The sequence below is a fragment of the Empedobacter sp. 225-1 genome (genome assembly GCF_030328185.1).
Taxonomy (GTDB): domain Bacteria; phylum Bacteroidota; class Bacteroidia; order Flavobacteriales; family Weeksellaceae; genus Empedobacter; species Empedobacter stercoris.
The window spans coordinates 57,767-76,689 of the sequence record NZ_JACALO010000008.1; the positions used below are offsets into that span (position 1 = coordinate 57,767).

General features: G+C 28.8%; 18 protein-coding genes and 1 pseudogene. 16 read left to right on the plus strand and 3 right to left on the minus strand.

Features of this window, described 5'->3' with window-relative positions; all coding sequences use genetic code 11:
* Position 1 precedes the first annotated feature (1 nt).
* The 12 genes from HX088_RS03925 (at position 2) to HX088_RS03980 (ending at position 11,358) form a co-directional block, all read left to right on the plus strand.
* Complete coding sequence (locus HX088_RS03925) at positions 2–1,876, plus strand: DCC1-like thiol-disulfide oxidoreductase family protein (protein WP_286483493.1); 1,875 nt, start codon at positions 2–4, stop codon at positions 1,874–1,876.
* Entirely contained in the window at positions 1,873–2,988 is a 1,116-nt protein-coding gene (locus tag HX088_RS03930) for an ATP-grasp domain-containing protein (protein WP_286483494.1), read from the plus strand. Before HX088_RS03925 ends, HX088_RS03930 begins: the two co-directional genes overlap by 4 nt.
* Positions 2,985–3,617: a NeuD/PglB/VioB family sugar acetyltransferase gene (locus HX088_RS03935; RefSeq protein ID WP_225541262.1), complete on the plus strand. Its 633-nt coding sequence runs from the start codon at positions 2,985–2,987 to the stop codon at positions 3,615–3,617. The genes HX088_RS03930 and HX088_RS03935 overlap by 4 nt, the downstream gene beginning before the upstream one ends.
* 11 nt (positions 3,618–3,628) lie before the next feature.
* Entirely contained in the window at positions 3,629–4,780 is a 1,152-nt protein-coding gene (gene rffA, locus HX088_RS03940; protein WP_286483495.1) for a dTDP-4-amino-4,6-dideoxygalactose transaminase, read from the plus strand.
* Positions 4,767–5,930, plus strand: a complete 1,164-nt coding sequence (locus tag HX088_RS03945; protein WP_286483496.1) for a glycosyltransferase — start codon at positions 4,767–4,769, stop codon at positions 5,928–5,930. The genes rffA and HX088_RS03945 overlap by 14 nt, the downstream gene beginning before the upstream one ends.
* Positions 5,931–5,940: 10 nt before the next feature.
* Positions 5,941–6,723, plus strand: coding sequence for a glycosyltransferase (locus HX088_RS03950; protein WP_286483497.1), 783 nt, complete (start codon positions 5,941–5,943; stop codon positions 6,721–6,723).
* Between the two features lie 381 nt (positions 6,724–7,104).
* Positions 7,105–7,416: a hypothetical protein gene (locus tag HX088_RS03955; RefSeq protein ID WP_286483499.1), complete on the plus strand. Its 312-nt coding sequence runs from the start codon at positions 7,105–7,107 to the stop codon at positions 7,414–7,416.
* A 108-nt stretch (positions 7,417–7,524) separates the two neighbouring features.
* Positions 7,525–7,821 carry a hypothetical protein gene (locus HX088_RS03960; protein WP_286483500.1) on the plus strand — a complete coding sequence of 99 codons (297 nt, stop codon included), beginning with the start codon at positions 7,525–7,527 and terminating at the stop codon, positions 7,819–7,821.
* Positions 7,822–8,051: 230 nt separating this feature from the next.
* Positions 8,052–9,017: a glycosyltransferase family 2 protein gene (locus HX088_RS03965; protein ID WP_260541129.1), complete on the plus strand. Its 966-nt coding sequence runs from the start codon at positions 8,052–8,054 to the stop codon at positions 9,015–9,017.
* Positions 9,014–9,886: a glycosyltransferase family A protein gene (locus tag HX088_RS03970; protein WP_260541127.1), complete on the plus strand. Its 873-nt coding sequence runs from the start codon at positions 9,014–9,016 to the stop codon at positions 9,884–9,886. The genes HX088_RS03965 and HX088_RS03970 overlap by 4 nt, the downstream gene beginning before the upstream one ends.
* Positions 9,883–10,554, plus strand: a complete 672-nt coding sequence (locus HX088_RS03975; protein WP_260541125.1) for an NAD-dependent epimerase/dehydratase family protein — start codon at positions 9,883–9,885, stop codon at positions 10,552–10,554. The genes HX088_RS03970 and HX088_RS03975 overlap by 4 nt, the downstream gene beginning before the upstream one ends.
* 6 nt (positions 10,555–10,560) lie before the next feature.
* Complete coding sequence (locus tag HX088_RS03980; protein ID WP_260541122.1) at positions 10,561–11,358, plus strand: glycosyltransferase family 32 protein; 798 nt, start codon at positions 10,561–10,563, stop codon at positions 11,356–11,358.
* Positions 11,359–11,367: 9 nt separating this feature from the next.
* Here HX088_RS03980 and HX088_RS03985 read toward each other — a convergent pair whose 3' ends face one another.
* Positions 11,368–12,372 (minus strand): glycosyltransferase, encoded by a 1,005-nt coding sequence (locus HX088_RS03985; RefSeq protein ID WP_260541120.1) that lies wholly within the window; start codon positions 12,370–12,372, stop codon positions 11,368–11,370.
* 113 nt (positions 12,373–12,485) lie between these two features.
* Here HX088_RS03985 and HX088_RS03990 point away from each other — a divergent pair, with 113 nt between their 5' ends.
* The 4 genes and pseudogenes from HX088_RS03990 (at position 12,486) to HX088_RS13970 (ending at position 16,035) form a co-directional block, all read left to right on the plus strand.
* Positions 12,486–13,031, plus strand: coding sequence for an acyltransferase (locus tag HX088_RS03990; protein WP_286483502.1), 546 nt, complete (start codon positions 12,486–12,488; stop codon positions 13,029–13,031).
* The gene (locus tag HX088_RS03995) at positions 13,024–14,016 is read left to right on the plus strand and encodes a glycosyltransferase family 2 protein (RefSeq protein ID WP_260541116.1); all 993 of its coding nucleotides are present in this window, start codon (positions 13,024–13,026) and stop codon (positions 14,014–14,016) included. The genes HX088_RS03990 and HX088_RS03995 overlap by 8 nt, the downstream gene beginning before the upstream one ends.
* The gene (locus tag HX088_RS04000; protein WP_260541113.1) at positions 14,013–15,038 is read left to right on the plus strand and encodes a glycosyltransferase family 2 protein; all 1,026 of its coding nucleotides are present in this window, start codon (positions 14,013–14,015) and stop codon (positions 15,036–15,038) included. The genes HX088_RS03995 and HX088_RS04000 overlap by 4 nt, the downstream gene beginning before the upstream one ends.
* A gap of 138 nt (positions 15,039–15,176) precedes the next feature.
* A pseudogene (locus tag HX088_RS13970) lies at positions 15,177–16,035 on the plus strand (IS982 family transposase).
* Positions 16,036–16,877: 842 nt separating this feature from the next.
* Here the strand turns inward: HX088_RS13970 and HX088_RS04015 are convergent.
* Together HX088_RS04015 and HX088_RS04020 are read right to left on the minus strand one after the other, a co-directional pair.
* On the minus strand, positions 16,878–17,783 hold the full coding sequence (locus tag HX088_RS04015) for a hypothetical protein (protein WP_260541106.1): 906 nt from the start codon (positions 17,781–17,783) through the stop codon (positions 16,878–16,880).
* Between the two features lie 2 nt (positions 17,784–17,785).
* The gene (locus HX088_RS04020) at positions 17,786–18,766 is read right to left on the minus strand and encodes a polysaccharide pyruvyl transferase family protein (protein ID WP_260541104.1); all 981 of its coding nucleotides are present in this window, start codon (positions 18,764–18,766) and stop codon (positions 17,786–17,788) included.
* Positions 18,767–18,923: the final 157 nt, after the last annotated feature.

Here is an 18,923-nt window from a genome sequence, read left to right on the forward strand (position 1 = left end):
TATGTTAAGAAAATTGTATGATAAAAAAATACCAGCAATAGGTTTAGCAATTTTTAGAATTGCTTATTGTTTGGTTCTATTTGCAGAAATAGTACAGTTTTATTATTTTCGACATTTAATTTTTGACAAAGTACCTTATTTAGATCAAGCAGAAATCAATTTTGGAATTCCGATTGCGATCTGGGGTATTTCTGTATTATTTATTGCGTTTGGATTATTTACCAGAACAGCAACAATTGTTAATTATTTATTAAGTTTAATATTAATAGGGAGCATAACTACTTATGAATATCACATGTTCTACGCTTACATGGGAATTAATTTTTTGCTCATTTTTCTTCCTATTTCAACGAGTATATCTATAGACCGATTACTATTAAAATATAAATATTCTAATACAAAATTTGAATATAATCCTCCAGCAGAAGTAAGTGTACTTGCTTATTTTATACCGATTTTAGTTGGGGTCGCATTTGTTTATTTTGATTCCATATTTTTTAAATTCTCGTCTGAATTTTGGATGAAAGGATTAGGAATGTGGTTGCCTACATCTGTACCACCAATTATTTTAAATGATTTACAATTTTTGTTAAATCAAGAATATTTAATGTATTTTTTAGGGTATTTAACTTTGGTATTCGAAGCGATATTCTTGTTTACATTTTTTAGAAAAAGATGGAGAGTTCCTCTTCTAATAATTGGTATAGGTTTGCACGTTGGTATTTTAATCTGTTATCCTATTCCTTGGTTTGCATTAGGAATGTGTAGTTTGTATTTATTAATGGTGCCAATAAGTTGGTGGGCTCTATTTTTTGGAACAAACAAGAAAAGATTACCAACAATTACGTTTTATTATGATGGAGAATGTCCCTTATGTAATCGTACCAAAATAACGATAAAGCACTTTGATATTTTCAAGAAAATAGAGTTTAAAACAGTTCAATATTATGCTGAACAAGAACCATTGCTAAAAGATATTCCTTACGATACATTATTAGACGATATACATTCTATAAAAAACGGAAAAGTTTACAAAGGTTTAGATACTTATATACAGGTTTTGAATAGTATGATCTATACAAAACCATTGAGTTGGCTGTTGAGATTACCGGGTATTTATCATTTAGGAAAAGTAGTATATGCTTACATAGCAAAAAACCGAAATACAGAACGTTGTACAGAAGAAAACTGTGGTTATACACCACCTGTAATTCCTCCAAAAGAAGAAGAATTGAAGATACTTCATAATTTCACTTTAAAAGATTTGAAGATAAAAATCATAACAGCTGGTGTTTTAGCTTTATGTCTTTTGCAGTTAATTATTTCGTATAACTCTGACCTTAATGTAGATATAAGACAAAAAATAGGTGTAGAAGATAACAAATTTAATAAAAAGATAGAGCGGACAGCTAAAAGTATCGAATCAATTGGACAAACTTATATGGGGATTACCCACCACGCAGTGTTTGTTCAGGATCATTTTACAGAGTATAATCATAATATAGCAATAGCTTATATCAATCCACTAAATGATGCCGAAGAATGGTTACCTATTACAGAGGAAGATGGTACAACTGGATTATATCTTTTGGGTTCGATATGGGCAAAATGGGGTTTTCGAGTAAATGGTAACATGATAGATCAAAATAACTTAGAAAAAGGGATTCGGGATTTTACAGCATTTTGGGCTTATAAAAATGGTGCCGATTTGAATGACGCTACCTTCACTATCAAAGTAAAAAAAATAGATACACCTAAGAGTTGGGAAAAAGATTTCTTGAAAAAGCAAATGCAAAAACCTTGGAAAGATGTAGGTACGGCGCGTTGGAGAGATAAAGAATATTTTATTGACATACCAATAATAGAAGAATTATGAAAATAGCAATACTTGGTGCAAGTTATCTTCAATTACCATTAGTAGAGAGAGCGAAAGCTAATGGAATAGAAACACATTGTTTTGCTTGGGATGATGGAAAAGCAGTTTGCAAGGAAGTTGCTGATTATTTTTATGATATTTCTGTTTTAGAAAAAGAAACTATTTTAGAGAAATGTCAAGAAATAAATATTGATGGAATATTAACTATTGCAACAGATATTTGTGTTCCGACTATTTCATATGTTGCAGCAAAGATGAATTTGATCGGTAATTCTACGGAAACTGCTTTGTTAACAACGAATAAAGGACTGATGAGAGATTGTTTCCATACACATAATATCCCATCACCTGCACACAGAACAATTACAGACATTAAACAGCTTTCTGCTATTGAGAATACATTTCCGTTAATTGTTAAACCTGTGGATCGATCAGGTAGCTTAGGCGTTAAAAAAGTATCCCATCAAAAAGAGTTATTGGATGCTGTAGAAGAAAGCTTAAGCTATTCTTTTGAGAAAACATGCATTTTAGAAGAGTACATTTCAGGTGTAGAAGTTAGTGTTGAAACATTAAGCTGGAAAGGCGAACATCAAATCGTAAACATTACTGATAAGGTACTCTCTCCAGAACCTTATTTTGTGGAAATTGCCCATCATCAGCCCACGGCATTACATGGTTCATTACAAGAAAAAATTAAAGAAATTGCTTTGAATACCTTAAGAGCAACTAATATCGAGTTTGGCGCATCTCATATAGAAATGAAAATCACCGAAGCTGGAAATGTCTATGTCATAGAAATTGGAAGCCGTATGGGTGGTGACTTTATAGGTTCAGATTTGGTGAAATTATCTACAGGCATAGACTATTTACAATGTGTATTAGATATCGCTCTGAATCAATTTAATTGGCAAGAAAGTATTCCAAAATATAACCGATATGCGGGTGTTTATTTTTATTGTAAAGAAACGCAATCATTAAATCCTTATTTCCAGAAAGAATATGAATGGACGGTGAAGAAAGAAATTCTTAATGATGATTTAAAATTAATAAAAAGTAGCAATGACCGTTCAGGCTATCTTATCTATCAATCTGATAAAAAAATTGAATTATGACACGTATCGCTATTGTAGGTTCTGGACATTTGGGACAACAAATTGCTTATCATATTCACCAAGATACTGGTGATAAAGTTGTTGCTTTCTTTGACGAGTATAAAGAGAAAGATACATTGGTGGATAATATTCCTGTAATTGGTGGAAACAATGATATTGAAGAAGCTTATAAAAGCAAACAATTTGACGAAATACTTATTGCAATAGGCTACAAACATCTTGATTTTAAAAAGGCAATTTTTGATAAATTAATTAATAAAATTCCTTTTTATACTTTTATACATTCTTCAGTTTACATCGATCCAAGTGCAAAAATAGGAAGAGGTACAGTTGTTTATCCTGGCTGTATACTAGATCAATATGTAGAAATTGGTGATAATGTCTTACTTAATATAGGATGTGCAATTGCACATGACAGCCAAATAGGAAGTCATTCTTTTTTATCTCCAAGAGTGAGTATTGCTGGATTTGTAAAAGTAGAAGAGTTATGTATATTAGGAATTAATTCTACCATTATAGATAACATACGAATAACAACTAAAGTCCAAATAGGAGGAGCTACAGTCGTAATCAAAAATTTAGAAAAACCAGGCTTATATGTTGGTAATCCTGCAAGATTTATAAAATAAAAAATACACAAATGACCATACCTTTCAATAAACCATTCATTATTGGTAATGAACTAAAATATATAGAAGAAGCTGTACAATCTGGTAAAATATCTGGAGACGGATTATTTACCAAAAAATGTCAACAGTTTTTCGAAGAAAAATATAATTTTCCAAAAGTGTTGTTAACAACATCTTGTACTGATGCTTTAGAAATGGCGGCTATACTTTGCGACATCAAAGAAGGTGATGAAGTAATTGTTCCAAGTTATACTTTTGTTTCTTCTGCTAATGCATTCGTGTTACGTGGTGCGAAAATAGTCTTTGTCGATTCTTATGCAGATAATCCGAATATAGCCCCAAAAGAAATAGAAAAACACATCACTTCCAAAACCAAAGTCATCGTTCCTGTACATTATGCAGGCGTAGCTTGTGACATGGAAGCGATTATGAGTCTTGCCGAAAAACACAAGTTGTTTGTCGTAGAAGATGCGGCACAAGCCATAGATAGTTATTATACGTTTTCTGATGGAACTAAAAAAGCATTAGGTTCAATTGGTCACTTCTCGGCATTTTCTTTTCATGAAACCAAAAACATCATTGCAGGAGAGGGAGGGATGTTGGTGATAAATGATGAAAATTATTTTGAAAGAGCAGAAATTATTCGTGAAAAAGGAACCAATAGAAGTGCGTTTTTTAGAGGAGAAGTGAATAAATATGGTTGGGTAGATTTAGGATCATCATTTTTACCATCAGAAATCATTTCTGCATTCTTGTATGCACAATTAGAAAATTTAGATAAAATTCAAGCAAAGCGTGTAGCAATTTGGAATCGATATCAAAATGAATTAGCAGATCTAGCAACAAGTGCTAAAATCCAGTTACCTGTCATTCCAGATTTTGCGACTAATAATGCACACATGTTTTATATTGTTTGTAAAAATTACGATGAAAGAACGGCATTAATAAGCCATCTAAAAAAAGAAGATATTCATCCAGTATTTCATTATTTAAGTTTAAATAAAAGCGAATTTTTCTTGAAAAACAACGAAGAAATCAATATCCCAAATTCTGATAAATTTACGGATTGCTTGTTACGTTTGCCTTTTTATTACGAATTGGCCGAAAATGAGCAAGATTTAATCATATCTGAAATCAAACAATTCTATAATGGAGAAAACTAAAATTCTTTTTGTAGTTGCTGGGTTCTATAGAGCAGGTGCCGAACGTTTTGCTTATGAAATCGACCGAGCATTAGATAAAAATAAATTTGATTTAACTATTTTATCTTTAGAACAAGAAAAAAAAGTATCTAAACTGTGGAATGTTAGATATTATGAAAACTTACACAAAGAACAAGGTGCTGAAATTAGGTATATTGATGATTTTATAGATAAGAGATTTTATGAAAAAAATAGGTTGCGTAATAAAATAAAACGTCAACTTGGATTATTTCCTAAATATATAGATCTATGGAAAATTGATAAGTTGTCAAAATATATGGATCAATATGATGTTATTCATTGGATGGGGGAGTATATTTTTATAAATAATATTCCAAATAGAATCAAAGAAAAAAGTTTGATTCATATGATGACCGCAAGGTTTCAGAAAAATGATTTATATGATAATTTTGATCACTCATTCAATTTTAATTTCTGTACTCCGTTTAAGAAAGAAGAATTAAAGTACGAACTGGAACAGTTTGTAAGTTATCATTCTACATTTATTCCCTTGGTCATGAAGATTGATAAGAATAATAAAAAGTGGAAATTTAAAGAACAACATATAAAAAAAATAGGAATATTTACGAGATTAGATCCATTTAAACCATTAGATCCATTTTTCTATTCTTTCCAATTATTGTTAGATAGATTTCCTAATGTTGAATTACATATTTTTGGCAATGGAAATCCTAAAGAACATCGAATGATTGATATGTTAGAGAGGTTAGGAATTCAAGATAATGTTTTTTTTAGAGGACATCAAGAAGATATTGTAGAAACAGCAATTAATGAAGAGTTATCTTTGTCTTGGTTTCAGGGGTATAACAATGACAGACCCGCAGGATATGCAGGTTTAGATATCTGTACAACAGGAACACCTCTTATTTGTTGGGATTTTTCTCCTAAACCAAATAATTTTGAAAACCCAATTTATCCACATTACAAAAATCTTAATAAGTTTGTTGATAAAACTTTGCAGATTTTAACCGATGAGGTTGAGGCTTCAAATTTGTCAGATAAGCAATATTATGATGTTATAAATAATAGAGATGTTGATGATTATATTAATATTGTTGAAAATGAATATATTAGGATTAAAAAAAACTAATTAATCTAAAATGAAACTTCTAACCATAATCATATCAACACTCAACAAAGGAATACTAGGTTTAGAAAAAACTGTTTCATTTCAACATCCAGATATCTGTTATCTTATTGTTCATCAAAATCATGATGACATTGAAATCCCTAATCAGTTATTAAGAGATGATATAACAATCATAACTACACAAACAAAAGGTTTGTCAAATAGTAGAAACATAGGTATTTCAAATTGTACTACAAAATATGGGCTTATAGCTGATGATGATGTAACATATATTGAATCAGGATTACTTGAAATTCTTACTATTATTGAAAACGATAAATTCGATGTTGCTACATTTAAAATAAAAACTTTACATGGTGAACCTGAGTATAAAAACTATCCTTTTGAGAATCTTTTAATAAAAGAAGATTCAAAACATTGGGTATCTTCTATAGAGATTTTACTAAATATTGAATCTATAAAAAGTAAAGACATTACATTCGATAATCGATTTGGATTAGGTACTTTCTTGAGGAAAGGAGAAGAGCAGATTTTATTATTTGATGCAATGAAATGCAATATGATAATAAAGTATTTTCCTATATATATTGTGAATCATCCTTATGAAAGTTCTGGTAAGAAAAAAAGTAAAGAAATGTTTAACTACTTTTATAGAGGAGCTTTTGATCAAAGAGTGAGAAAAACTTGTAGTTTATCAGATTTAACATCCAATAATTTAAATATTATTCGAAAAACTAAAAGTATACTTAGTTATTACCTTGGAGTTTTTTATAGTTATTGTAGAACAAAATAACAATCCGACTTATCAACCCAATGATTTTAACTCTGTAGTGGAAGCCTTGCGACAAGCTCTTGTAAATAAAGAAAGTGCCAAGTTAAATGAAGATTATTCGTTAACCTTTTGCAACCCCAAACAAATTGCACAACAGCATTTAGATTTATACACGAGTATTTTAAAGCTAAGCTAAACTATAACCTAAGTAGGTGCCTTTATCTATACTCTATCTTCCTTTTTAGGTCGAACAAACCATGGTATAGAAGGGGTATAAAAGCGATATAAAGGTAGTATAAAGGCGTTATAGAAAGAATATTCAAATCGAATAAATTTTGAAGAATTGTAAAATAATAGTATATTTAAACTATTGACATTCAGTAATGTAAATATAATACTATTATGGCAAAGTTAGATAGTTTATTTAGTATCCGAGGAAAAGTAGGAGATTTGATCTTTTTTGAACGAAATGGACAATCATTTGTCAAAAAAAATACAGGAGGGTTTGTAAATAGAAAATCTCATGACCACCCAAATACCAAAGCAGCACAACAACGTTTCAAAGAAGTCGCCACATTCGTAGGGCGTTTTAAAAAAGCACTCAATCCTATGATATGGCGTCAAAAAGATGGAACCTTTCACAATCAATTGGTGTCCTTTTTTTCTAAGGTTAGAAAACAATCGGATCAAGAAAATTTATATTTAGCATTGTAACAAGCTTATGAGGAACGGAGGCTTCAACAACTAAAATTAAATAAAAACTCGAAATTATATCCGTTGGATTGTTCTTATTCGTTGGAGAAGAACAGCTTGGTGATAAGCATGAATCTACTTCGATCTTGTGCTCAAAAACACCCTAATTCGTGCTTAGAGATTTCATTTGCATGGATGCAGTGTGACGAAAGTTTAGAATTAGACCTCGTCAATCTACAGTATTTCTATTTTCCTCTTTCCGAAAAAGAAAAACCTTTGCATCAAATTGAATTACAGTTGAGGGAAGAAGCTTTATCCTCTGTTGGTTTTGCTTTTCCTATTGTTAGTGTAACAGTTGTTTATCAACCACATGCATCTTCTGGGGCGGCGCATCCTTATCATTTTACCCTCACAACAATTTTATAAAATACATGTCATGCCAAATCTAATTCTGTATATTTGCGTGACTTAAAACACTATGTAGACTACATTCAAGCGGAAATCATTGCGTTTGAACAATAAATTATACAACATCACTTGACCCAATAGGTCAAGTAATCTGTTGCCGTCAAGTTTGTGTCCTAATAGGTGATTTAAGAAGGATAAAGTTCTCGTTAATTTACAGAACTATCCTATTAAGAAAAACAATTTGACAAATGACCGAACAACCTTTAGTATCTATCATTATTCCAACATATAATCGTGCTGATTTAATTGGTGAAACCCTTGATTCTATAATCGATCAGACTTACCAAAACTGGGAGTGTATAGTAGTAGATGACGGGAGTACCGATCATACTTCAGACGTTTTAGATCACTATACAAAAAAAGACATTAGAATTTCCTATTACCATCGACCAAATTATTTAGTAAAAAGTGGAAATAGTTGTCGAAATTATGGATTTGAACTTTCAAAAGGAGAATTAATTGTTTTTTTTGATAGTGATGATGTGATGTTAAAGGATTTTTTGTCATCTAGAATATATTTATTTACACAAAAGAATAAAATAGTATTTGCTACATATACTACGGTTGATGAAAACCTTAATATAATTAAGCAAAATAGATTTAAGATAGAAGATATTTTGATAAAAGAATATATGTTTTGGAATTTCCCAATATTAACACACAGTGCATTAATAAAAAGAGATTTTTTAGAGAATAAAATTTTGTTTGATCCCTTTATTAAGAGAGGGCAAGAAACAGACTTTTATTTAAATATATTACCAGATATTAAAAATGATGAATTTACCTTTGTTGAGAATCCAACATTTTTATATCGATTACATGATAATACAATAACAAATAAAACGAAGATATATAATCCTGAGTATATACCATCTCTAGTACATATAAGAAAAAAAGCTATAGATGTAGGTATGAAATTACAGCAGAAGGAATTAGTTGATAATTCTTATTTACATTTAATATTATTATTATTCAAAATTATAAAGAATAAGGATACTCAAAATTTATATTTCTTCAATAAACATTTGAATAAAATTGACTTAATCACAACAAGTCAAAAGAATGAAATAATAGTTATCTCAAGAATTTTAATTTTGATAGGTTTAACACCAAAAAAACTGGAATATAGATGGATTAAATTTTGTGAGAAATGATAACTATTTTCACCCCTACCTTTAACCGTGCATACATTTTACCAATATTATTTCAATCGTTGTTGGAACAGTCTTGCAAAAATTTTGAATGGATAATTGTTGATGATGGAAGTTCTGATGATACAGCGCAATTGGTGCAGCAATTTCAAGAAAAGGCAGATTTTACAATTCGTTATTATCATCAAGTAAACAATGGTAAACATATTGCCATTAATTATGGATTGAAAAAAGCCAAAGGAGAGTTATTCTTCATTGTAGATAGTGACGATTTCTTATCAAATGATGCTATTGAAAGACTTACTGCTAAATATGATCATATAAAAGATACTAAAAACGTCGCAGGAATAGCTATTGGTTGTCATTCTATAAAAGACAAAAGCAAAATTATCTACTCAAAAAACCTTCCGAAACACGAGATTCTTTTAACCCATAACGAACTCGTTTACCAGTTAGGAATAAAAGGAGATTTTGCAACAGCTTTCAAAACCGAGATTCAGAAACAATATCCTTATCCACATTTTGAAGGGGAAAAATTCTTCCGAGAATCCTATGTTTATCGTCAAATAGGTAAAAAATATAAAACACTATATATTGACGATCCTATCTATTTTGCAGAATATTTGGAAGATGGCTTAACAGCAAATTCGTGGCAGTTATTAAAAAAATCACCGAAAGGAGCATCTTTATTTTTCAAAGAATTAAGCAAGGAGAAAATTCCTTTCAAAGCAAAATTAAGTGCTCTTAATGCCTATTGGGATTTTCAAATAAATGATATAAAGTCACCTTGGATAGAAAAATTTAGAGGTGTTAATTTATTATTGTCAGTTTTAATATTAACGAACAGAAAAATGAAATTTATCAAATTATGATAATAGGTAAGGGGCTAATTGCATCTCAATTTTTGGAACATGATCGAGAAGATGTGGTATTTTTTGCGTCGGGTGTTTCAAATTCATCAGAGCAAGATGAACAACAATTTAAACGGGAATTGGACTTGGTTTTAGAAACAATCGCCCAATATCCTACTCAATTATTGGTTTATTTTAGTACGTGTTCCATTTATGATTCTTCTAAATATAACAGTCCATATGTGCTGCATAAGTTGCATATCGAAGAAGTAATCAAACAAAATACAGCCAATTATCTTATTCTTAGAATTAGTAATGCGGTTGGAATAGGAGGAAACCCTAATTTGTTGATGAATTATCTTTATCGCCAAATTATAACGAATCAACAATTGAATGTGCACCAACACGCGACACGTAATCTAATTGATGTAGAAGATGTAAAGGATATTACGCTTCAATACATTCAGTCTAACCGTTGGAATAGAATTGTGAATGTGGCTTATGCCGAAAATTACTTTATACCAGAAATAGTAGAAGCCTTCGAGGAAATACTACAAAAACCTGCGATGAAGTTAATGGAAAATAAAGGGGAGCATTATTCAATAGATATTCATGAATTGCAGTATCAATTTTCTATTCAAGATAAAGAAGCGTATTTGAATAATTTAATTAGGAAATATTATAAATAGAAAAAAATGATACCTAAAATAATCCATTATTGCTGGTTTGGCGGTAATCCACTCCCTGAAAATGTAAAGAAAAATATTGAAACATGGAAGCTTTTTAATCCTGAATATGAAATTAAAGAATGGAATGAAAGTAATTGTGATTTAACTGTCAATGCTTTTGTAAGGGAGGCATATACTAATAAAAAGTGGGCATTTGTTTCTGATTATATACGCGTTCAGAAAGTTTATGAATATGGTGGTTTTTATTTAGACACCGATATGGAAGTAACATCTTCTTTTGATGATTTATTAATTTATGATTGTGTGTGTGGTTTTGAGATGCTCAATAAGCCTTTTTCTGCTTTTTTTGGAGCAAGAAGTAAGCATGTTTTTGTTGAGGATATGCTAAATTATTATGAGAGGCAAACAGAATTTAAACAATTATCGAATACAAGTATTTTTTCTAAATTATTAGTAGAAAAATATGGAGCAAATCCACTAAGAGATAAGTTTCAATTACTACAAAATAATACAGCATTATTTCCTTCTTCTGCCTTTTCATTGGACATTCCAAAAAATTATGTCATCCATCATTTTGAAGGAAGTTGGATAGAAACGGAGCAATCTTTTTTTAAACGTTATGTGAATATGTATGGTGTGCTTCATCAACTAATATCTGCAGAAAAATCAAAAGAAAGTATAAAGCATTTGATTTATCATAACAAGGTTTTTACAAGTGAGCAGATTTTAGATCAAATTCCCTTAAAACTTATAGTAGAATATGTTTTTAATCAACTAAAAAATAAAATATTAGGAAAAAAATAATAGTTTATTTTACCCTTCATAACGTTTCTTAAAGATTTTAAATCCAATATTCGCAGGAAGATTTAGTAATAGATTTTCCTTTTTTTGTTCTTTTGTAAAATCAGCACTACAATAGTCAGAAAAAGTAAGCGATGGAGCTTTTTTCATACGATTATAATTTATTTTGAAATATTCTTCATCTTTTAAGACTTTCCATTGCATTTGAATAATCAATTTTTTAAAGTTAATAATCCAGCCTCTTATCAATTTTTTTCGTTCGGTATCGTCTGTATTTTTATATGATTTTACAATCCATTCTAAAATGGTTTGATGATTTTCTGAGTTTCTTTTTGTTCGGTTAAAAATAACAGAATTTGCGTGTAAATAGTAATTATACGTAATGTCATCAATGATCGATAAAGTATCTATTTTTTCCATGCAATGAAACATCCATAATTCATCTTGTGCATATAAACCTGGAACAAAATAAATGTTATTTCTTTTAATAAATTCTAAATCAATTAATTTGTTCCATGAAGTTATTGGGAACATTTTACCGCAATATGCTTTAAAAATACTGGTATTTGAATCGTAAATTTTTAATTGAGATCTTGTAGGAAACCCAAAATCTTTTACAGACTGATCAAACGTATTTATCCATCGATTTTGAGCAATAACCATTTGTGTATTATTAATTAGTACATTTTCTACTAATTTTTCGATACAATTAGAAGTGATATCATCATCACTGTCTAAAAAATAAATATACTTTCCTGTCGATTTATCAATTCCTGTATTACGAACAACAGACAAGCCTTGATTGGTTGGTAGATGATGTAATTGAATGTTTAATTCCTTATTCGAAACCATATATTCTTCAATGATTGCAATACTGTTATCAGGCGTACAATCATTAACCAAAATAATTTCCAGATTTTTATACGTTTGATTTTTGACAGATTCTAAACATCTGAAAATATATTGTTCACATTTATAGACAGGTATGTTGATGCTAACAAGAGGGAGGTTATTCATTGGTTAAGTATTTTATATTGTAGTTCAAAATTACATTAATATGTTACATTGTTAAATAACATCGTTAGAAATTATTAACTTTAGATATATTTGTATATCTAAACCTAAATGATATGTTGCATATTATTGCAAAAATAAATAATAAAATTCAGCTTAAACTTAATAAAATTGGTTTTGTGAGTCATCCTAGTCTTTCTATTGGAAAAAACTTTAGATTAGGTAATTATACAACTTTTATTATTCATCCTACTTCTAAGGCTTTATTTGGAAATGATATTGAGATTAGAAATAATTTTAATTTAGTTTTAGGGAAGAATGTAAATTTGACAATCGGCGATAATGTTTTCCTTAATAATGGTTGTTCGATTAATTGTTTAGAAAGTATAGTTATTGGAAAAAATACATTATTCGGTGAAAATGTAAAACTGTATGATCATAATCACAGTTATAATGAAAAAGAAGTTTTTCCTAAAGATTTTACAACCAAAGCAATTAAAATAGGTGAAAATTGTTGGTTGGGATCGAATTCGATAATTTTAAAAGGAGTAAACATAGGCAATAATGTCATTATTGGAGCAGGCTGTGTAATTCACAAAGATGTACCCGCCAATTCGATTATCGTGAATAAGCAAGAACACAAAATTATTTCGAATGAGTGATATTAGAATTACTCCTCTAATTTCTGTTGTAATGTCAGTTTACAATGCAGAAAAATATCTTGTTCAAGCAATCAATTCTATATTAAATCAAACATTTACAGATTTTGAATTTATTATAATAAATGATGCATCAACTGATACTTCTTTAGAAATCATTCATTCGTATCATGATGTTAGGATAAATTTAATTAACAAACCTTACAATAAAGGATTTAAAGGATTTGTCGAAAATTTAAATACAGGCTTAGATTTAGCTAAGGGTAAATATATCGCACGAATGGATGCTGATGATATTGCAAGGGAGGATCGATTTCAAATTCAATATGATTTTTTAGAAAAAAATCATGAAATATTTATGATAGGAAGTGATTTGAATTTAATTAACGAGAACAATCAAAATATTGGTTATTTAAAGTCTTTTGCCAATCATGAAGAGATTACAAGAAAGTTTAATGCTGAAAATGCCTTATATCATCCCGTAATATTTTTCCGAAATGAAACAGATATAAGATATCGAGATAAGTTTAAAGCTTGCGAAGATTTTGATTTTTATTTACAACTTTTATCAAGCGGTAAAAAATTTGGAAATATTACTCAACCTCTTTTAGATTATAGAATTTTAGAAGCGTCAATTTCAAGATCAGAAAGTGGATTTTCTAAGCGATTACTAATGGAAATTTCAAAGGATTTTTTTATTTCCAGAATGACTACCAAAAAGGATAATTATGATGAATTAGATGATCAAATTGTACAGAAAATTTTGAACAAAGATTTTAATGTTACTGTTGAAGAATTAACCAAAGGACTTGAAGTATCGCTTTTGTACAACTATGATTATTATGATTTGATTTATAAACAATTAGCTAAACAGGGTAAAACAACATTTTTTGATTCTATCTTTTTAAATAAAAGTTTGAGAGCTATTCATTCTAAAATAAATTTAAAATTATATTCAAAATTTGGTAAAATAACAACAAACTTATGACTACAATTATTATCAAATCGTTTAACCGACCACATTATTTGGATCGTTGTTTACATTCTATCTATTTACATGTAAAAGGGAGTTTTGAAATTAAAATTGTTGATGACGGGACACCAAATAAATATTTAATTAAGTTACAACAGAAGTATCCTGAAATTAAAATCCAAAAATCTAAAAATTACGATCGTAAAGTGATTGCAATAGAAGAAAACCTTCGATCAGGTAAATTAATCAATGGGTTTGAAATTCCTATTGATGATTGGAAACAAAGTGTTGAAGAAGCTCAAGATTATGTTTTAATGACAGAAGATGATGTTTGGTTTACTTCCACAGTCGATATAGATAGTTTAGTTAGTAGTATGAAAAATCATAACACATCTTTATTGAAGCTTGGTTGGATTTCCAATAAACCAATTAAAAGTCCTATAATAAAAGACGAAAACGAGATACAATTTATCAAACCTCATTTATTAACCGGTTCAAGGTTTGTAATGAATTGTATTTTGAAGAATAAATTCAAAGTTTACTCTTTATTATATCGTTTAGGTATTATGGATAAAGAATCCAAAAATGAATATTGGATTTTAAATGCTCTTTTAATGGGACTTTATGACAGAAATTATTGGTTATTTGTTTGGTCAACTTTACATAATAAAGTTGATGAAATGGAACAAGTTATAAATGCATCTATTTGGTACAATAAATATAAATCGAATAATTATTTGTATGGGAAACTTAAAAAATTAGTCATGAATACTACTTTTCAAAGCTCGGCTACGACTTCGTATCATGAGCATTATGATATACAATTGGATATAAATAAATTTAATTATCTACTGAATGAAGAGTGGTATCATGACAAATTGGATGTAATATCAGATTTACCAAAAGACATAAAATCGGATCGTATTATCGAGATATTAGATCATGCACATATTGAAAACTGTTCATCTGATTTATGGATTCGTTGGAGAAATAAATTTAAAGAACAATATATAAAACAAGGAGTAAATGTTAATTAAGAACGGTATTCTATCTCAAACTGTGTAAGCTATATACCTGAGTTCGATTGTAAATTTAGACTATAAAAACTTGTTACAAAAGGTAAAAATTAGCGTATTTAAATTGCTGACATTCAAGCATTTGACCAGATTTGTCTTATAATTTGTTTTGATAACAATTACGGAAATTTATTCAATTGTTGATGAGTTTTGTAAAGTTTTGAATAATTTTTAGAACCTTTCCTTCTTGGCAACAAATCAAAAAAGAAACCTAGAATGAGCACTTCGGAAGTAATCACTTTAACAATACTTTTTCACCTAAGTGGTTTTCGTACTTTTAAGCATTTTTAAATTTATTATGTACAAAACATATGATACAAGATTTCCCTCAAACCGTTTGCTATAACCGATTTGTAGCATTAATGCAGTCTGCATTAATGCCGATGACTACATTTGCAAAAGCTTGTTGTTTAGGATGTTGCAAATGTATTTCTTTTATTGACAGCACTCCAATCAGAGTTTGTAAAAACAAAAGACTTAAGCGAAACAAAGTATTCAAAGACATTGCTACGACAAGAAAATCTACGATGGGTTGGTTTCATGGTTTTAAATTTCATATAATCATCAATGACAAAGATGAACTTTTAAGTTTTTGTGTGACACAGGCAAATCTGGATGATCGCGAACCTTTGAAAACGAACCTTTTTTACAGTCTATTTTTGGAAAACTATTCGGTGACAAAGGATATATCAGCGAAAAATTGACTCAATTATTATTTGTCGATGGGATCCAATTAATCACTAATATTCGCAATAATATGAAGAATAGTTTGATGAAAATGAGTGATAAAATTTTGCTTAGGAAACGCTCTATCATTGAGACCATAAATGATAAATTGAAAAACATTTGTCAAGTAGAGCATTCTAGACATCGTTCCGTTGTAAACTTTATGATGAATCTTTTTGCGGGAATAATTGCCTATAGTTTTCTACAAAAAAAACCTTCATTAAAATATTAAACATTGAAAATTAATTAGTTATAAATATTTTATTAATCGGACTCAGGTTATAAATAACTTGAGTTAGGATATTTTAGACCTTGTCTACACCTTTGTGTAAATAGAAATAAGATGGGTTTGACTGTTTCTTACAGTTGAATCTTTTTCAAATATAGTTAAAAATTGATTCACAATAATTCCCCAATTTTTAATTGGATGTGACCATTTTTTTGAAAATTGCATAAAAGAAAGATAAACTGATATTTTTAGGGCATTGATCGTTGGAAAAACTATTTGTTTTTGGTGTGATATTAAATTTTACCTTTAAATTCTAAATAATATTAGTTTTGTAATTTTTTTAATCTCTAAAGTAATTCGAAAAAGATACTCAAATTCTACGTTATCGAAGATTCATAATATCAAAAATAAATGTTGTAATTTTTTTTTACAGTTGCTACAACGTATAAATATTGTGACTCCCATTTCATTGTAAGTTTGTCCATAGCTGCTTGTATGCTGGAAGCTGTGTAATTATATTTATCCGTTGTAAATTATTTTTTATCTTTCCTAACGACAAATTTACATGGATTCTTGTTTTAATATGGTATACATAAAACTTCAAAGTTGATGAACAACATAAATTTGAGTTTTTAATAGAGGAAAAATCTTTTGAATAATATTCTTAAAATAATTTCAATTGTCCGTAGCAATTATTAAAATATTCATCAAATCACGCGTTTACATATTATTAAAAAACTTATCTAAAAGTAAAATGATTCGTTTTCCAAGCTGTAAGCCCCAAACTTCTTTCTATCCATTCTTTCTTAGTTCAATTTTTTTACTTACACAGTATGTGAAAAAATTTAAGTCCTGTTTTTTTTGAAATATGCTCTTATATTGGATTCATCTTCGGGTTTTTCAAGTTTCACTGGATGAATAATTTTTTTGTTTTTTGCACAAATTTCTTCTAAAGGAAATGGTAATCCTCGCCAATTAATAGCCATAAAGTTATTATCTTCTTTGGGATCTGATAATTCAAAACCAATGCTTGAGACTAATAACGAGAACAATGAATCTTCACCTACTAAAGAAAACCTTAAATCATCATTCAATAATTTATTCATATTTAATTTATGTAAAGCATTGTAGCTGATAAAATATCCTCCTCCTGTAACTGTATCACCTGGTTTATAATTAGAGAATTTTTGAGCATTGGACATAATCTTAGATAGTTTTAACTTTAACTTAAAGTTTCTTATGTAATATGGAAATGAAATTTCTTTTTTTAGCATGTTTCCTTTTAATCTCATTCCATTAATCTTACATGTACCATCTCCCTTTTTTAAGTAAGATCCTAAAATACCTACATTTTTATTATCTTTAAAAAAATCAATAGCATCTAAATGAGGATGGTAGCCTGTAATTAGAGTGTCAGTATCCATTTTTAAAAACACCTCAAATTCGATACTGTCTATAACAGAGTTTATAGCCGTAATAATTTTCCCGAATAATGGGCCATTAACAGGTTTACTACGGTTTTTTTCAGCAGAATAATCTTTTGCTTTAATATGCGTAATATTCTCTTTCGAAAAATAAGCCGACGTAGTTAGTGAATGATCTCTTGTGTCGTCTAATAAAATAATATAGCAATCTGTAGTCTTATTCCCTATATAATAATTTACACTATCTAATGTGTCATCTAAGTAGGAAATGTTCGTATTAGGACCTACAGGAATTAATATTAAGCATTTCGTTTTTATTTTTTTCATCTTTAGTAAATTTTTACATTGTCAAATTCTTTTAACCACATCGTATAAAATCTACTTAATTTTTTGTGTTTATTATCAATAATAGTAACATTTTTATCCAAAAGAATTGCTAAAATTAACCCATGTAATCTAGTTGTGTAAATTGTATCATATCCGCTAAGGAATTGTATCCCTTGTTTTATATAGTTATCTTTTTGATTACGTGATTTTAATCCAAACCTTGAATCTACTAATCGATTCAATAAAGGGATATTTAAAAATTTTTTAGATAAAATACGGTTATATCGTTCTTTTCTATATTGTATTCTATGGATGTTTCTCGATATATTAAAAGTTGGCCAATCTAAAACATCTACATTGGAATTGTCAGTCACAATTTTATCTAATAGTGAATCTGTATTTAATTCTTTATCCTTTCTTTTCATTAATAAATTTTTATCTGTAGAAATAGAGGGAATGTTGAATTTTGAAAAATTAATACAAAATGCCATATCAGGAAGAAGGTATATGTTTTTTAATCCATTATCTATTAGCAACTCATATGATTCTTGATCTCTCACACAAATGTGCAAATTTGGATGTAATTGAAAAATCTTTAAATCTTTATTGAAATTATCAATATGATTATAATGTATACTCTGTGGAAAAATAACAATCTTCCTGTCAATATATTTTTGAATCAAATGAATTTTTAGATTTTGCGATTCAGGATATAAATCACCAAAATTTCCACCTCCTTGTAATAAAATCATCCCTTTTTTAGGAAGATCTTTATCTCTAAAACTCCAACAATTTGATTCATAGATTTTCTTTAAAGGCAAACGTGATAAATAATCTAATTCACCTTCCCAAATTAAATTATCTCCAATATTATTGTAATCAGGAATATCTAATAAAGAGTAGTCATCATCGATAATAGGATCTAGTGTATTAAAGATAATCTGTTGTAATTTTTCGATATGTTCTTGGTTGTGATTTTTCATCAATAAAGGTAAGTTAGTGTACAAACATAAATAAAAAACTCCATTAGTGAAAATCTAATAGAGTTTTTATATTTTTAGTGATGTCCCGTCCTGAAATAGCGATACAAAAAAGAAATCGTTATTATGGAAGAAAGAAGCAATTATGTCAAACGTACTC

Excerpts from the sequence above, each read along its gene's own strand:
- HX088_RS03925 (WP_286483493.1), top strand. The coding sequence starts at position 2 with ATGTTAAGAAAATTGTATGATAAAAAAATACCAGCAATAGGTTTAGCA.
- HX088_RS03930 (WP_286483494.1), top strand. The coding sequence starts at position 1,873 with ATGAAAATAGCAATACTTGGTGCAAGTTATCTTCAATTACCATTAGTA.
- HX088_RS03935 (WP_225541262.1), top strand. The coding sequence starts at position 2,985 with ATGACACGTATCGCTATTGTAGGTTCTGGACATTTGGGACAACAAATT.
- rffA (WP_286483495.1), top strand. The coding sequence starts at position 3,629 with ATGACCATACCTTTCAATAAACCATTCATTATTGGTAATGAACTAAAA.
- HX088_RS03945 (WP_286483496.1), top strand. The coding sequence starts at position 4,767 with ATGGAGAAAACTAAAATTCTTTTTGTAGTTGCTGGGTTCTATAGAGCA.
- HX088_RS03950 (WP_286483497.1), top strand. The coding sequence starts at position 5,941 with ATGAAACTTCTAACCATAATCATATCAACACTCAACAAAGGAATACTA.
- HX088_RS03955 (WP_286483499.1), top strand. The coding sequence starts at position 7,105 with ATGGCAAAGTTAGATAGTTTATTTAGTATCCGAGGAAAAGTAGGAGAT.
- HX088_RS03960 (WP_286483500.1), top strand. The coding sequence starts at position 7,525 with ATGAATCTACTTCGATCTTGTGCTCAAAAACACCCTAATTCGTGCTTA.
- HX088_RS03965 (WP_260541129.1), top strand. The coding sequence starts at position 8,052 with ATGACCGAACAACCTTTAGTATCTATCATTATTCCAACATATAATCGT.
- HX088_RS03970 (WP_260541127.1), top strand. The coding sequence starts at position 9,014 with ATGATAACTATTTTCACCCCTACCTTTAACCGTGCATACATTTTACCA.
- HX088_RS03975 (WP_260541125.1), top strand. The coding sequence starts at position 9,883 with ATGATAATAGGTAAGGGGCTAATTGCATCTCAATTTTTGGAACATGAT.
- HX088_RS03980 (WP_260541122.1), top strand. The coding sequence starts at position 10,561 with ATGATACCTAAAATAATCCATTATTGCTGGTTTGGCGGTAATCCACTC.
- HX088_RS03985 (WP_260541120.1), bottom strand. The coding sequence starts at position 12,372 with ATGAATAACCTCCCTCTTGTTAGCATCAACATACCTGTCTATAAATGT.
- HX088_RS03990 (WP_286483502.1), top strand. The coding sequence starts at position 12,486 with ATGTTGCATATTATTGCAAAAATAAATAATAAAATTCAGCTTAAACTT.
- HX088_RS03995 (WP_260541116.1), top strand. The coding sequence starts at position 13,024 with ATGAGTGATATTAGAATTACTCCTCTAATTTCTGTTGTAATGTCAGTT.
- HX088_RS04000 (WP_260541113.1), top strand. The coding sequence starts at position 14,013 with ATGACTACAATTATTATCAAATCGTTTAACCGACCACATTATTTGGAT.
- HX088_RS04015 (WP_260541106.1), bottom strand. The coding sequence starts at position 17,783 with ATGAAAAAAATAAAAACGAAATGCTTAATATTAATTCCTGTAGGTCCT.
- HX088_RS04020 (WP_260541104.1), bottom strand. The coding sequence starts at position 18,766 with ATGAAAAATCACAACCAAGAACATATCGAAAAATTACAACAGATTATC.